The organism is Ruegeria sp. AB10 (assembly GCF_056542745.1).
The window spans coordinates 22,990-38,320 of the sequence record NZ_JBQGAI010000015.1; the positions used below are offsets into that span (position 1 = coordinate 22,990).

The window sequence follows — 15,331 nt, forward strand, 5'->3', positions numbered from 1 at the left end:
CCTCAGGCCGCTCGCACAGGTGGTCCACAAACTCTCTCGGGGTTTCAGGGCCAGACAAAGTGACGAGGTGGACGTGAGCTCCGTCAGTTTAGGCCGAACTGAGCGCCATGCGGGACATAAACCTTCGGCCTATGTCGCTTGAATTCTGCCAAAAGACCAATTTTGTCGGACGCAACAGCTTCTCAGGTAAAGGCGACCCCATTCTCAAAAAGGACCCGAGATGAATCCAGTTGGCCTCATTCTGATCTGCGCAACAACGCTAGTCCCAGCATATCAGCTATTCTCCCTGCCGGGTATCACTGACCAAGCCGCGCTGTTTTCCCAGTATCTGGGTCTTGCCGCGCTGGTCCTTATGGCGTGGGGCCAGATACTGTCCACGCGCCTGACGGGTATCGAGCATTTGTTCGGTGGGCTGGACCGCGTTTACGTCTTGCACAAATGGGCGGGCATCGTGGCCATGGGCGCGCTTCTTTTGCATGATACTATAGGGGCTGAAATGCGCGGGGTGGGTCGCGAAACCGCACTAAGTGACTTTGCTGAATCCCTCGGCGAAATCAGCTTTTATGGCCTGCTGCTGCTGGTCCTCATCTCAGTTGCGACCTTTATTCCTTATCACTTGTGGAAGTGGACCCACAAAGCCATGGGCGCCCTGTTTGCATTCGGAGCTTTGCATTTCTTCCTGATCACGAAACCCTTTGCCATGACCGATCCTGCCGGGCTTTATACAGGTTCATTCTGTGTGGTCGGCATGGCGGCGTATCTGTGGATGCTGCTACCGGACAAACTGCGCCCGTCTTACAGGTACAGGATCGCAAAGCTTGAAACCACTGGCGGAGCATTGGCCATCACACTTGCGCCGGAAGGCAATCGGCTGCACCCGCAGCCCGGGCAGTTTGGTGTTCTGCGTTTCACTGGTGCCGGAAAAAATGAACCTCACCCGTTCAGCTTTTCAAAGATTGGGTCCGACGGCAAATTGCGCGTGACTGTAAAATCGCTCGGGGACTATACAGCCATCCTCAAAGGTGCGCTGAAAACAGACCAGTTAGTGCGTGTTCAAGGGCCGTTCGGAAGGTTCCGGTATGTCGGCAAAGCGCCCGAGGTTTGGGTGGCCGGTGGTATCGGCATCACGCCCTTTCTTGCCTGGGCGGATGCGCTGGATGCTGAAAACGAGCCTGTAGACCTGTTCTATTGCGTCAGGTCGCGCACGGGCGCGCCGCATCTGGGCGAAATCGAAAAATTGGCTGAGATGAAACCGAACCTGCGCCTGCACCTTGCCGTCTCGGATGAAGGTCAGAGGATTACCGCGAAAGAGATTGCAGGCGAGATTGGGCCGAACCTGTCCCGAGCCCTGGTTTCGTTCTGTGGCCCGGCTTCCCTTCGCGAGTCGCTTCGGGCAGGGTTGAGGCCCTACGGCGTCACTTCGCGGCGGTACCACTACGAAGAATTTGAATTTCGAACCGGTATCGGAGCCAAACGCTTGGTCATGTGGTTGAAAGGCCGGTTTTCGAACTACGGTACCATTAACCGGCTGGAGCGGATCATACCTCCGTCCGGTCGAGGCTGAAGCGCCGCAAGAATGGGCTCTGTCACTTGACCCGGATTTTGACCGGGCCTTTGCTCGCGCGCGCATTCTTGTTTCGGCTACGTTCGCAGGCCGTGAATTCGGTCATCAATTTGTTTCGCACCATCGGCAAATGGCGGCACAGGGGCTGCGGTTGCAGCATCAAGGTGTTGGGTCGGATATCGGCTAAGGGCCGTTCTGCACCTCGGCGAGGCTGGACCGTCGATAAAGACGCCGATGCTGCGTTGAGCCCTGGTGGCCGTTTCTGATGTTCGGCCAGAACTTACCGTTTTTTCCCAGGTCGCTTGAGACTTGACCCACTATGGCGGTTGCATTGTCAATCAAATGGGGAAGGCCCCAAGCCCACTGCTCTGAAGAAGTCGGGTGTCGGGTCGGCAAACGTGTCAGTTCACCGGCCTTCCGGTCCTGCTTTCACGTCATTTCCGGATCACGTTTCGTCAGCTCTGATCGTTCCAAATGGCTGCGGCAAGAAGGAACCCGCCCCTCAGTTGTCAGGGGACGAAAGGTCGTGAGATAAACCCCCCGAATTCCTGGCGTGCTTCGCTGCGTGGGATGTTATGGGTCACGGTAAAACCCACGACGGTGCATTCCACCGTATCGACCCAGCTTTCGTTGATGTTGTTCCAGATTTCGAACAACTGAAGTGCCATATCATCATTTGGATTGCTGATATTCCATTCCGTCGATTCCCCTGTGGTCGTGCTGCCTGACACGGTGGCCGCAGTTCCGTCACCCTCGCCGGTGACCGAGACGCTACCTGTCGCTGAGGCCGAGGTCGTCCATTTCCGGCTGCCTCCGGCCGGTATGACAGGGCCCGGAACTTCGAACGTTTCGGTCTCGGATTCGACGTTTGAGCGACCCTGAAAGGTACACGGCCAGGGTGTGGGAATGTCGCCCAGACATACGCAGAAGGCATGCGGGCTGGAGCGACGCACGAGCGACGGCACTGCTCCCAATTGCATACAGGCGCCACAGGGCGATCCAAGCGGTCCAAAGGTCCACTGATAGACCGTGATTGACGAGTTATTGGGTGGAGGAGGCGGGGGCATGGCAGGTCTCCGGAATCAGATTGGCAGGGGGTTGCCCTGCATGAGGGTGAGGCGGGCTTCGAGGCTGGTAAGACCAGTGTCGGTGAGCGCACTGCCCGTCCAGAGCAGAAGCGCGCCGGGGTTGATCTCGGCAGGCAGGTCGTCTTGTGGCACCGAGGTGATTTCGATTCGCCAGGTCAGTTTGAAACGTTTGCGAAAGAATACTGTGAGAACGCCATGGTTTTCGTGCATCCCCGAATATTCCAACAATGTGCCATCGGCCAGATCAGCCAGATCGACTTGTGGGCGGCTGGCGGGCACAGCCATGGCGACGGGGCCGTCGACTGCCTCGTCATGCGTGATCCCATCTGGCGCGTCGCGATCAAGCACCAACATCAGTGACCGCGCTTGTGCAGTCAGCGCCATCGGCAGATAGGCGGCACGATCGTCGGCAAAGGCGAGGATCGCGCTTTGTCCGGCGGCGACCATTTCGATCAGGGCATAGCCGCGTTGATTGGTGCGATAGGTCCAGGCGACGGCTGTGCCGCTGCCAGGCGGGTCGATGATGAACACCTCGGCATCGGCTACGGGCTGCAAGTCCGGGTCGACAACACGCACCAGAAGCGTGCCTTTCTGATAGCGCTGTGCCGCACCGAGTTGAGCTTTCAGCAAATCTTGCATCTCGGCCGGATGTCCCGCACCGTCCAGCGTGGACATGAGGTCTTCGGCATCCGAAAGCATCAGCGTGCCATAGTCGTGTCCCCGTTGGGCAAGATCGAGGGCCTGTGCCTCGCTAAGCCCGTCGAGCCGCAAAAGCCGCGCTTGCGGGATGAATTCTGCCATCAGGTTTTCAACCGTCAGCCCGCCCAGATCGGCCAGGCTTTGCGCAAGGACGATATCAGGATGACCCAAGAGCTGTTCGGAGTGGTGAATGCCAACGCCTGAGAGCGCTTCGGCCATTACGGGGCCGATACCGTTCAGCACTTGTGTGTCATGCCACGTCGTGTCGATCATTGTGTCCTCCTGTCATGGCCGGGTCGGTTAATCGATTGCGTCCCCCAAACCGCTGTCGATCAAAAGCGTAGTGAGCGAGGTCCAAGTCGTGCCGGAAACGGTTTCGATACCTTCAGTGGGGTTCCCACCGGGTTCGGGCGGGACAAGCACGGTGCCGACAAAGCGATCGAAGGATCGCGCGCCTTTGCTCGTCCGTAACAGAATCTTGCGGCCCAATGCCCGGTCACGTGTCAGCGCGAAGGCTGCAACAGCCCGTTCGTGCGTGACCCCACTGGTGCCCCGCAATTCCGGCGTATCCACGCCTTTGAGACGAATTGGAACATAGCTGTAGGTGAGAAAGCCCAGATCGGCGACGACATCAATGGTGTCACCGTCCACGACGTGTTCACAGACGCACCGAAAATAGTTCGCCTGCGACGCCTCGGCGAAGGAAAGGGGAAAATCTTCAAACTGGAATGGCTCGCGGCTCATGTTCTGGCTCGCTCACAGTATAGATTATAGATTGAAATAATACGTCGATCTTGCACCTCATGGCCGAGTCGATGCAATGAGGTTCTGTTTAAGCGGGTTATTCGGCAGAAAATGGCCGTCAGGAATAGGCGCCACTCGGGATCATCCTGTCATCAGATTGAGAAGGCCCCAACCGTCAGCCGCTCTGCAGCCGGGTCGTGATTTCGGACAGCCGTGACCAGGACTGCAATGTCACCGGCAAGGTAAGCGCCGCTTCAGCAAACTCCCACGAATAGCTGACAATCGAAAAGATCGTTCCCGGTGTCGCATCCAGGTTTTGCGTTGCGAACCACAGGTTGAACAGGATAAGGCCAATCAGCAGAACGAAGATCACGCCGTACAGAATGGCTTCGGTATCCGAGAGCTTTACTTCGAAGCGGCGCAGTTTTTCCAGGTGAACCAGCACCGGGCGGCTGCGGCGTTGTTCCAGAATGCTGACCTGATGCTCCATTTGCTCATTCAGCGCACGGTTCCATTGCCAGAACGTCGAATGAAACAGGGCGTAGACGGATATCATTCCGACAAGAACACCACAGGCTGAAAGAGCCAGCTCTGGCGAGAAGTAGAACAGCAAAACCGCCGAAACAACGAACTGTACGACCCCGGCAATCGCGTTGGGCAATACCTCTTCCAAAAAGTCGGCCAGCTCGCGCCCCATTCCGATCCGAGCGTTCAGAGACGAGATTGGCAGGTTTGAAAACCGCGCGGCAAGTGCTTTGCCCAGTTCGACGCGGATGGTTCCGTACACGCGGGTATCGTAAATCCGCCGGATCACGCTGATCAGAGTCAGAGTGACCATGAGCGCACCCAAATGCAAAAAGGGCTGAAACTCTCCGGCCAGCAACCCATCTATGGCGAAGCCAGTGAAGAGCGGGATCAACACAGTTAAGGCCGTTTCTGACAGGATCAGAAACCATGTGATCCCGACCCGCCAGCGAAACACACGCAGAAGCGTTCCGATTTTCAGTTTTTGGTCCTTCAACATAGGGCGCTACTGGTCATAGTGGATACGAACGTAAACATCGCCCGGCCAGACCGATGCAGCTTTGAAATCAGGCTCGTCCTGGGGGCTGGGGGCACCTGTTGACCCCAGCCCCTCTAATAACTGCGTCGCAGTCATATTCAGGTCTTCATCCTTGTTTTCATCATGAAACAACAGCGCTGCATATGGGCCTGCGTTCAGGTCAGCGAACTCATGGCTGACACTGCCTTTGCGCGACGGAATCTGGGCGTAGTCAATGGCGCTCCAGACATCCAAACTGTCAAAGGCGCGCGCGTCATCAAAGACAAGGATCACGATGTTTCCCTTGGCGTTGCGGATGCCGTCGACAGTCACCTTCAAGCCATCGGCGGCGGCGGGCGTCGCCAGCGCCGTCAGGGCGAATGCGGGGGCCAGAAGGATCCGTGTCATGGCGTTTCCTTTCTTCAGAGGTCTGCGGAAGGGGTGGTTTGAAAACGGCGATGACATCCTCGGTGATGGCGATCAGCACCGGCACCAGCAGCAGCATCAGGGCGGTGCCGAAGAGCTCCCCAAATGCCAGAGAAATAGCTGCGGGGATCAGATACTGCGCTTGCTCAGAGGTTTCGGTCAGCAATGGCAGCAAGCCGATCACCGTTGTCGCGGTGGTCAGAAAGATCGCCTTGAAGCGTCCGATGCCCGCGCTCTTCAGCGCCAGATTTACAGGCTGACCTTCCGCGCGCGCCTGATTGTATCGAGTGATCATGACCAGACTGTCGTTCACGATCACACCGGTCAGAGCCAGCATGCCGAAGAACGAAAACAGCGACAGCGAGACATCCATGATAAGGTGCCCGACGGCGGCCGCGATAAAGCCAAAGGGGACAATGGCCAGAATGACAAAGGGTTGCCAATAGCTTTTCAACGGCACAGCCATCAGCACATAGATTAGAACGGCAGCCAGCAGCAGCGCACGTTTCAGGCCACCGCTGATATCGGCCATCTCTTCCAGTTCACCGGCAGGTAGGACGGTGACGCTGGGATACTTGGCTCGGAGTTTCGGGACCAACTGTTCGAACACCGCCTGACCGACCTCTTCGGGGGCGACACGATCACGGTCGATGGACGCGGCCACGATGTTCATACGCTTTCCGTCACGGCGATCGATGGTGCCAGATGTGTAAGCGCCTTCGATTTCAGCCACCGTCTCAAGCGGCACCCAGGCGCCGGATGCGCTGCGCAACTGGGTCTGCATCAGATCGGCCAGCGTATCGCGGTTTTCCCGCGCGTTCTGCACCACCACGCGGACTTCGGACCCATCACGCCTGACCTTGGTTACCTCGGCCCCGCCAAAACCATAGCCTATCTGTCTGGCCAAGGCTTCGGCGTTGAAACCAAGGTGCCGCGCGTCCGGGCGCAGGCGGAGTTTCAGTTCGGGTTGGCCGCCTGCCAACCCATCGCGAACATTCGCCACACCCTCGATATTCGACAGAAAGTCCTTCATCTCAGCGCTGGCTTTCTGCAGCAGGTCTTCGTCTTTTGACGCCAACCGGATGCGGAACCCTCCGGCAAGCGTTTCCGATCCGGTGAACTCCAGCTCGGTTGCGCCTTCGACCGCACCAACCCGGTCACGCCATTCGCGGACGGCGGAGAGGATCGGAACATCAGGGCGCTCGGTCACCGGGATCATTTCAGCGTACATTTGCGCGCTTCCCGCACTGTTGATGATGGTGAACACTGTCTGAACGGGCGGCGTGACCATGCCTGCGTCTTCGGCAAGTTCGGTGTTCAGATCGTTCAGCACGCTTTCGATCCGATCCACGTTCGTGCGGGTCAGTGGGAAGGGCGCGCGGGCATCCATTTCCAGGTTCATCGTGATGATCTGACCCGGTACCTCGGGAAAGAACACCGTCCTGACCTTGCCCTTGTACATCAGGCCCAGCCCCAGCGTTGCAGCGGCAATGAAAAGGATCAGCACGGCGTAGCGCTGTCGCACGGCCGCAACGAGCAACGGCTGATAGATGCGATCCCGGACCCAGTTCAAGCCGCCCTGCGCAGTATCCTGTACGCAGCCCCAGAGGCGGGTCAGCAGATACCGACGCTCTTGCCCCATCGAGACCTGTGCCAAGTGGGCGGGCAGGATGAATTTGCTTTCGATGAGCGAGAAGATCAGTGTCAGGATCACGATCCCCGCGAACCCGGCCAGCACCTTGCCAAGTGGGTTGTCGATCAGCAGCATCGGAAAGAAGGCCGCGATTGTGGTCAGGACGCCAAAGACGGTGGCAACGGCCACGCGATGCACACCGCGTTCCGTGTCTTTGATCGGGTCTTTGCCCTTGCTGCGTTCTTCAAAAACGCTTTCGCCGACCACAACGGCGTCGTCGACCAGAATACCCAAGGCGATGATCAGGCCAAAAGTCGTGACATCATTCAGCGAATAATCCACCCATTTCGAGCCCGAGACCGCGATCGCACCCATGACCGAAACGGGAATGCCCATGGCGACCCAGAAGGCCAAACGCACGTTCAGAAACACCGACAGCATCAAGGTCACAAGGATCAGCCCCTGCACCCCGTTCGACCGCAACAGCGCCAGACGGTCCGAGATATAGTCAGCGCTATCGCCCCAGACCTCGACCTGAACCTGCGACGGCAACTGGCGGCTGAACTCATCCACTGTGCGGCGCACAACGTCACTGATTTCCAGTAGGTTCTCTTTCTGCCCGACCAGAACCTCCATCCCCACAGTCGGTTTGCCGTTCAGCCGAAACAGGTACTCGCCATCCTGAAACCCGTCTTCGATTTTGGCAATGTCGCCCAAAGGCACAAAGGACCCGTCGTCACGTTCAATGACTGGCAGGGCCGCGTATTCCGGCACGTATTTTGCCCTGTTGTCCGCGCGCAGATAGATCGTGCCGCCTTCGGTCCGCAGACGGCCTGCCTGAAAGGCTAGCGAATTTCCTTCGATGGCACGGGTCACATCAGAAACGGTCAGTCCATAATGACGCAACAGCGCCGGGTCGATTTCGATGCGCAGTTCCCGCGGGATCAAGCCCCAGATTTGCAGCCGGGACAGTTCCGGTTGCGCCAGCAGCTCTTCCTTCAGGCGCTGCGCCAGGCTCTGCAAGGTGGCCGGATCTGTTTCACCGAACAGGTTCAGATACAGGGCCGGAAAATCGAAACCCGACGCTTCGATCACAGGGCGGCGCGCGGTGTCGGGCAGGTCGGTCAAGCCGTCGACCCGAATACGGACCCGATCCAGAACGGCTTGCAGTTTCTGGCCACCTGCGCGGCGGACGGTGACCACGCTGAGGTCATTCTGGGATTGTGAGGTTACGCTTCGCACGCCCTCCAACCCCTCAAGTGCCTGCTCAACTTTCTGGGTCACCAATTCATCGACCTGTTCGGCCGTGGCGTCCGGAAACTCGATCGCGATTGTGACACTTTCCGGTGGAATGCGTGGGAAGCCTTCGATCCGAATGTTCAGCAACGTCTGCACGCCAAGGAACAGGATCAACGCCATCATCAGATTGGCAGCGACCGGATTTCGGATGAACCAGGATGTCAGCGCGTGCATGGCTCAGCCCCCATCCGACTGCGGTGTCACCCGCTGGCCCGGCAGAAACGAGGCCAGAGGTGTTCTGGCCACGCGCCACGGGCCAGTTCCATCAGGGGCCACGATTGTGACTGTACCTTCGCTGCGGAACAGGATGTTCGGGCTGAGCCTTTGCAAGTGCTCCTCATCATCCACCAACCAAATGTACCCCGCACGGGTCAGCGCGCTTTCCGGTAGGGTCACGGCGTCGTCAATCCGGCGGCCGGGAATATGAACCTGAAGGAAATCTCCGGCAAGAATGCCTTCATCGGGATTCGTGACGTCTAAGAAAACACGTACCTGCCGCGTGTTTTGATCCAGAAACCCGCCGCCACGCCGAACCTCAGCCTGCCCCAAGGAACGACCTGAACGTTGTTTCAGATCAGCGGTGGCGCCCGCGATCGGATGATCCAGCAGCGCCCAATCCGCCTGGCTGAACTCGGCAACCAGTTCGAATTGCCGGTCGTCCGAAAGGTGTATCAGGGCATCGCCCGGGTTGACCGTCTGGCCAAGGCTGGCAAAGCGATGGATGACAAAGCCCGAAAACGGGGCGACAACCTCTGCGTCCTTCAGCTCATTGCGCGCCGCATTCAGGCGTGCCTGCGCCGCCGCAACGGTTTTTTCGGCAATGCGCAATTGCGGCAGGTTCAAAGCCAGTTCGTTTGGGGGTGCTGTTTCGTCCCGGTCAAACTGTCGCTGCGCAACGGTTACGTTGTTCTGCGCGCGCAACAGCGCCAGTTTCGCCTGCTCAAGTTCCATCTCAGCCGCAGCAACGGTACTTTGATAAGGTGCATTTTCGATTGAAAACAAAGGGTCGCCCCGTTCCACCTGTGCCCCGGCCAAAGCGGCGGTATGCACTGCGGTGATCCGCCCAGACACGGCAGATCGCAGCTCGGCATCCCAACGAGGGCGCACTTCGGCAAAGGCCGAAACCCGCGCCTGCACGGTCTCCGGGGCAACGCTGACAAAAGAGACGGTCGGCGGTGGGGGTGAGGTGTTTGTTGCCTGAACATCAATTGTATCTTCGGTGTCAAACAACAGCATGACGATCGCAACAAACAGCGCCAGCGACAGTCCAATCCAAAGCCATCGCCGGGGTGGCTTTTGCTGAGTTTCCAGGGTTTTGTCCGTCATCGTCCTGTTTTTCCCGTTCCGCCGAATCCATTGTGCCTTGTGGTATGCGGTAAAATCTCATATACTATGAACGATCGTTCGTTCAATATAAAATGCAAAAAATGACCAAAGACACCAAAAAGCCGGGTTCAATCCGGGAAAAGGCAACAGCCAAGCGGCGCAACCAGATTTTGGAGGCCGCGGTTATGTGTTTTCTTGAGAACGGCTATCATCAAACCGGAGTCCGCGACATTGCGGCTCGGGCGGGCGTCAGCCTTGGAAACCTCTACAACCATTTTCGCGGCAAACATGACGTGCTTGTGGAAATCGCAATGCTCGAACGCCGCGAGATGGAGCCGTTTCTGAAAATCCTGAATTCAAATGCGCCCGCGCCCAAAGCTCTGAAAAAGTTCATTGCAGCCTACGCCAAGTATCTGGCAGCGCCGGAAAACGTTATTCTTGCGTTGGAGATTTCAAGTGAAGCCATTCGCCAACCGGACATCGCGCACCTGTTTGTCGAGAACCGCTCCAGCTTGAATGACGCTCTCGAAACGGTTGTAAGGCGAGGGATAGCAGACTGTGATCTGCGCGCCGTTCCTGATCCGGCGCAGGCTGCGCAATTGGTGATAGACGTTCTGGAAGGCAGCGCCTATCGCAGCGTGTTGTCAGAATTGCCCATGAACAAAATCATTGGAAGCGCGGAAGATTTTATTCTGAACACACTGCTGGCGCGGTGATATCCGGTTTTCGGATGCTTGCTCAGATCGAAGGGGCGCTGAACCTCCAAGAACGCCGGTTCTGATCGTTTCGGATAATCAGTGATGCAACCCATTGAGCCGCTTGAAAATGTGGTGCCGGAAACCCGGCACCACGTTGAAATTATTTGTCGGTCACATCCGATATCCATGTTCCGGCGGCGACGGCGCGCGGCAAGCCCAGAGGGCCGATCGCCAGAAGCGCAACCTGCTGCATATCTTCGGCGGAGATGCCTTCGGCCACCCCTCGGCGGCTATGCGAGTGCACGGCACCTTCGGATGCGGCACCAATTGCAAGCGCGAGTTTGACGAGGCGGCGTTCCCGGTCGGTCAGTGAACCCGCCTGTGCGGTTGCTGATCCAAGCGCGGCATATGCATCCCAAATCGTCGGATGTTTCGCGGCAAGCGCCCCTGCGGCGCCGGGCAGATCTTTCGTCATCTCAGTCTCTCCATCCTGTTAGCTTGTCCCTGTGGCAATGATGTCTTCAAACGCCTTCTTGGCTTTCTTGGGCATTTTTGCGTCGAGGAACCCATCGGGCATGTCACCAGCACCGACCTGAATGACCATTACCATACCCATGCCAAGATGTGGTTTGCATTTCACGCCGATCATGCCTTCGGTGGTCAGTTCGACCTCGATCTCTTCATTGATCTTGCCTGCAAAAGGCTCTTGTCCTTCGGGGACCATGCCCTTGACAGTTTCGGCATTGTGACCTTTGTCCGCCGCGCGGAAGACCACAACGTCACCAACCTGGGCCGAGACAAATCGCGGTTCAAACACCATGGCGCCCGCTTCGCCGCGGTTCAGCATCTGGACCTCAATGGTTTCGGCAAGCGCCGGGATCGGGGCAAGCGCCAGCAGGGTGGCGGTGGTCAGGGATTTAAGTTTCATCTTACGTTTCCTTGTCAGGCTTGAACGTTTCATCCACCAAGCGCGGACATATGGCGCGCCACGGCGGGTTTTGACATTTGCGAAAGGTCGAAGCGGTGGCGTTCGGGCTTCATCAACAGCGCGCTTCGAATGGCGGACGCTGCCTCGTCCTCGGATCGGCGCAGGGGCGCGCGCAGATCAACCGATCCTTCGTCGCCCATGCAGGTGTAAAGACGTCCGGTGCAACTGACCCGCACCCGATTGCAAAGCGCGCAAAAGTTGCAGGACATCGGGGAAATGAACCCAAGCTGGCCACCTGTCTCAGCGACCTGCACATAGCGCGCCGGACCGCCGGACCGGCGGCCAATCGGGGCCAGCGTCCATCGGTGCGACAGGTCCGATTGCAGATCGCGCAGGGACAGCGCGCTGTCACTTCGATCCAGGCCGGTATCGCCCAGCGGCATTTCCTCGATCAGCGTCAGGCCCATGCCGCGCCCATGAGCAAAGCGGATCAGGTCGTCGACTTCGTCTTCGAACGCGCCACGACTGGCAACCGCGTTCAGCTTGACTTTCAGACCCGCGTCCTGCGCGGCATCCAGTCCGGCCAGAACCATGCGTATATCCCCAAGCCGGGTCAGGCTGCGGTATCGGTCCGGGCACAGCGTGTCGAGTGAGACGTTGACCCGCTTTACCCCGCAAGCCGCCAAACCATCTGCGTGGCGCGCCAGCAATGTACCGTTGGTGGTAAGTGTCAGTTCATCCAGCGCGCCGGACCGCAGATGCCGCGACACATCCCGGAACAAATCCATCACATCGCGGCGCACCAGAGGTTCGCCTCCGGTAATGCGCAGCTTGCGCACACCGCGCCGTATGAAAATGTCGCTGAGGCGGGCCATTTCTTCAAGGCTCAGAAGGTCGCGCTTGGGAAGAAATGACATCTTCTCGGCCATGCAATAGGTGCAGCGCAGGTCGCAGCGGTCGGTCACGGACAGACGCAAATAGGTGACGGCTCGGCCAAAACCATCGACCAGCGGATCGGGCGCTTTTCTTTTGGATGTGGCAGATGCGCTGATACGCGCAGATTGAATGGGGGCCAGTTCAGAAGGGTCGGCATTTTTTCCGAAACCACTGCTGTTTGTATTGTCCAGCATCGGACCCTCCTGCATGTGTTAGTGAAATTCTTGGGGGGATGCGCGGCCGGGCTTGGACCCGGCCACGCTGTTTTTTGATGTCTTAGTTGGCGTCGGCCGCGTTCATCATCAGGTATTCCATGACGAGTTCGCGTTCGCCGTCATCCAGACCGGCCCGTTCGAACATGGACGGAACGATGCCTTTCCATTGTTGTTGCGTATAGTGGGTCACCTCCCGAGGGGCGTGACAGACGGTGCAACGCTGGAAGAACATCTTTTCGCCCGGGGTCATGTCGGCATAAAGAGACGCGGTCAAAGCTTCGAGCCGTTCCAGACCCAGCTTGTCGTCGTCAATTGCGGCAAGCTCCGTATCCTCGATGATCGCCGGCTTTTCATAGGCCATGTTCGGACCTTCAGGGTCTTCGCACTTGCGCATTTCGATCAGCACGGTGTTGGCCGACGTGGCCTCGCTGAGGCCCGAGGCGCGCTGCGTGGAGGTCAGGAAATTCACCAGCCCCGAGTTGCAACGTCCCTTGCTGTCCAGTGACGGCCAGCACCCTTCGTAGATCGAGACGACGCCCGGCATGATCTCGTCGCTAACAACGGCCCCGGCGATAACGGTGCCCCGGTCGTTGTAAAGCTCGACCAGATCGCCATCGGCGATGCCGCGTTTTGCGGCGTCATCGGCGTTGATCCGAACCGGTTCGCGACCCTGTACCTTGTAGATACCCCGCAGCGTTTCCGACTGGTCCATCTGGCTGTGCAGGCGATACCACGGGTGGGGCGACACGACATGCAGCTGGCCTTCTTTGGCGTTGCCGAGGTATTCGTGTTTTTCCATCCAGGTTGGCATACCGGGGCAGTCGTCGATCTCCATGTTCGCGATGTTTTCGCAGAACATTTCGATCTTGCCCGATGCGGTGTGCAGCGGGTTTGTGTCCGGGTCCGAGTAGAAATCGCCGTGGCGCACCCATTTCCGGGCCTCTGCAGGGACCGGCATCCGGGCGTAACCCTTTTCCCAGAACTCTTCGAACGGGGTTTCCTTGGCTGCGCCCGAAGCCTCATAGGCCAGTTTGATGTGATACATCTTGTCTTCGCTGTCGGTGAACTGCGCCCACAGACCCAGTTTGTCGGCCAGACCTTCGAAGATTTCATAGTCGGGCAGGCTTTCGCCAACGGGTTCGATCACCTTCTTCATCGCGTAGACGCGGTCGTTCGAGTAGGTGCCGCCCGAGGTGATGTCATCCTGTTCCAGTGTCGATGCCGCAGGCAGGACGATATCAGCCCAGCGGGTTGCGGCGGTCCACCACACATCGACCGAGACGATGGTGTCGACTTTCTCAAGCGCGCGGATCAGCCGGTTGGTATCCTGCTGGTGCGACATGAAGTTGTTGCCGGCGTTGAAGATCATCTTGATGTCGGGATAGGTGTTGGTCTGCCCGTTATAGAAGAAATCCACGCCCGGGCTTTCCAGCGCCTCGGTAATGCGCGAGGCCGGGACGATCTTTTTGACAAAGTTCCGGCCCTGGCTCATGCCGACCGGAGTGGCGTTACCACCCTGAGGCATCCCGCCGTTACCGTAGTGCCACGAGAATCCGACGCCCTCGCCCGGTTTGCCGATCTTGCCAAGCAAGGCTGCAAAGTTGATCAGCGACCAATAGGCCATTTCCCCATGCTGGGCGCGCTGGATGGCCCAGGAACCGGCAATGCTGGTTTTCGACGATGCGATGAGTTCGGCGAGATCCTTGATCTCCTGCTCGTCGATGCCGGTGATTGCCGAGGCCCAGGCGGGTGTTTTCGGTGTGCCGTCGGTCTCACCTTTCACATAGGCAATCCACTTGTCGCTGCCGACCGTGTACTTGTCCATATAGGCCTGATCTTCCAGACCGTTTTCCAGCGCATGATAGGCCATCGACAGGAACAGGGCGGTATCGGTGTTCGGTATGATCCGCTTCCATTCTGCGTTCAAATAGTCGTCGCTGGCGGTGCGCTGTGGGTTGATCGAGATGAACTTGACGCCCGCATCCCGGATTTCTTCCCAATGGGCATACATGCCGTGGTCGGCCACGCGGTATTCGATCCGGTTGTTCTTGATCGGGTCACAGCCGACAAGCACGAACAGTTCGGTATTGTCACGGATGGTTTCCCAGGCGGACTGCGCGGAATAGACTTCCATGTCGCCGATGATATGGGGCAGACAGACCTGACCGGCACCGGCCGACCAGTCACCCGCGGTGTTGGTGCAGCCGCCCATCAGGTTGATGAGACGTCCCTGCAGAACGTTCGGACGGAACACACCTGCATTCGACCAGCCGCCATAGGACGAGCTGAAGATCGCTTCGTTGCCGTGGTTGGTGGCGGTATCCAGCAGCGCCTTGGCGGTCAGGCTCCAGGCGGTATCCCAATCGACGCGGACATATTCTTCCTTGCCGCGCAGTTCGGGTTTGATGTCGCCACTTTCCCAACCTTCCAGATAGGATTTACGCACCATCGGATAGTTGATCCGGCTCTTGTCATAGGTACGGTCCATGACGCCGTAGGCCAGCATCTCGGTGGGGCGGGCATCAAGCTCCATGATCTTGTTGATGCCGATCAGCTTGCCATCGCGGACCACGGCCTCAAACGGACCAAAGTGGGTTGCGTGGAACGTGCGCCCTCCGAAAGAGTTGGGATCAAGCGCTGCGAGTGCAGTGGAATTCATCAGAGCGGTTGCGCCGAAGGTGGCGATACCCCCTTGCAAAAAGGCGCGGCGGGTTGGCGTTGAGAAAGACATAT

The 15,331-nt window shown here is 58.3% G+C and carries 13 protein-coding genes; 2 read left to right on the forward strand and 11 right to left on the reverse strand.

All coding sequences use genetic code 11. The annotated features are described in order from the left end of the window. Positions 1-220: 220 nt before the first annotated feature. A complete protein-coding gene (locus tag ACR0NT_RS18365) occupies positions 221-1,564 on the forward strand; it encodes a ferric reductase-like transmembrane domain-containing protein (protein ID WP_170675010.1) in 1,344 nt (447 codons plus the stop codon). A gap of 509 nt (positions 1,565-2,073) precedes the next feature. On the opposite strand, the gene ACR0NT_RS18370 is transcribed toward ACR0NT_RS18365, so the two are convergent. The 7 genes from ACR0NT_RS18370 to ACR0NT_RS18400 form a co-directional block, all read right to left on the reverse strand. Then, positions 2,074-2,631 (reverse strand): hypothetical protein, encoded by a 558-nt coding sequence (locus ACR0NT_RS18370; protein ID WP_170448870.1) that lies wholly within the window; start codon positions 2,629-2,631, stop codon positions 2,074-2,076. A 15-nt stretch (positions 2,632-2,646) separates the two neighbouring features. Next, complete coding sequence (locus ACR0NT_RS18375; protein ID WP_170675012.1) at positions 2,647-3,624, reverse strand: helix-hairpin-helix domain-containing protein; 978 nt, start codon at positions 3,622-3,624, stop codon at positions 2,647-2,649. A 27-nt stretch (positions 3,625-3,651) separates the two neighbouring features. Further along, positions 3,652-4,095 (reverse strand): hypothetical protein, encoded by a 444-nt coding sequence (locus tag ACR0NT_RS18380; RefSeq protein ID WP_170675014.1) that lies wholly within the window; start codon positions 4,093-4,095, stop codon positions 3,652-3,654. A gap of 175 nt (positions 4,096-4,270) precedes the next feature. Further along, positions 4,271-5,119 carry an ABC transporter six-transmembrane domain-containing protein gene (locus ACR0NT_RS18385; protein ID WP_170675016.1) on the reverse strand — a complete coding sequence of 283 codons (849 nt, stop codon included), beginning with the start codon at positions 5,117-5,119 and terminating at the stop codon, positions 4,271-4,273. Positions 5,120-5,125: 6 nt separating this feature from the next. After that, positions 5,126-5,470: a DUF2141 domain-containing protein gene (locus ACR0NT_RS18390; protein ID WP_480443483.1), complete on the reverse strand. Its 345-nt coding sequence runs from the start codon at positions 5,468-5,470 to the stop codon at positions 5,126-5,128. After that, positions 5,415-8,669: an efflux RND transporter permease subunit gene (locus ACR0NT_RS18395; protein WP_170675018.1), complete on the reverse strand. Its 3,255-nt coding sequence runs from the start codon at positions 8,667-8,669 to the stop codon at positions 5,415-5,417. The genes ACR0NT_RS18390 and ACR0NT_RS18395 overlap by 56 nt, the downstream gene beginning before the upstream one ends. A 3-nt stretch (positions 8,670-8,672) precedes the next feature. Then, positions 8,673-9,821 (reverse strand): efflux RND transporter periplasmic adaptor subunit, encoded by a 1,149-nt coding sequence (locus tag ACR0NT_RS18400; RefSeq protein WP_170675020.1) that lies wholly within the window; start codon positions 9,819-9,821, stop codon positions 8,673-8,675. Positions 9,822-9,922: 101 nt separating this feature from the next. Here ACR0NT_RS18400 and ACR0NT_RS18405 point away from each other — a divergent pair, with 101 nt between their 5' ends. Further along, positions 9,923-10,537 carry a TetR/AcrR family transcriptional regulator gene (locus ACR0NT_RS18405; RefSeq protein ID WP_170675022.1) on the forward strand — a complete coding sequence of 205 codons (615 nt, stop codon included), beginning with the start codon at positions 9,923-9,925 and terminating at the stop codon, positions 10,535-10,537. A gap of 142 nt (positions 10,538-10,679) precedes the next feature. On the opposite strand, the gene ACR0NT_RS18410 is transcribed toward ACR0NT_RS18405, so the two are convergent. The 4 genes from ACR0NT_RS18410 to ACR0NT_RS18425 form a co-directional block, all read right to left on the reverse strand. Further along, positions 10,680-10,994 (reverse strand): carboxymuconolactone decarboxylase family protein, encoded by a 315-nt coding sequence (locus ACR0NT_RS18410; RefSeq protein ID WP_170448884.1) that lies wholly within the window; start codon positions 10,992-10,994, stop codon positions 10,680-10,682. A gap of 18 nt (positions 10,995-11,012) precedes the next feature. Further along, positions 11,013-11,447 (reverse strand): pseudoazurin, encoded by a 435-nt coding sequence (locus ACR0NT_RS18415; protein WP_170675024.1) that lies wholly within the window; start codon positions 11,445-11,447, stop codon positions 11,013-11,015. Between the two features lie 29 nt (positions 11,448-11,476). Further along, positions 11,477-12,577, reverse strand: a complete 1,101-nt coding sequence (moaA, locus tag ACR0NT_RS18420; protein WP_170675026.1) for a GTP 3',8-cyclase MoaA — start codon at positions 12,575-12,577, stop codon at positions 11,477-11,479. Positions 12,578-12,659: 82 nt separating this feature from the next. Continuing rightward, entirely contained in the window at positions 12,660-15,329 is a 2,670-nt protein-coding gene (locus tag ACR0NT_RS18425) for a molybdopterin-dependent oxidoreductase (RefSeq protein ID WP_170675028.1), read from the reverse strand. Positions 15,330-15,331: the final 2 nt, after the last annotated feature.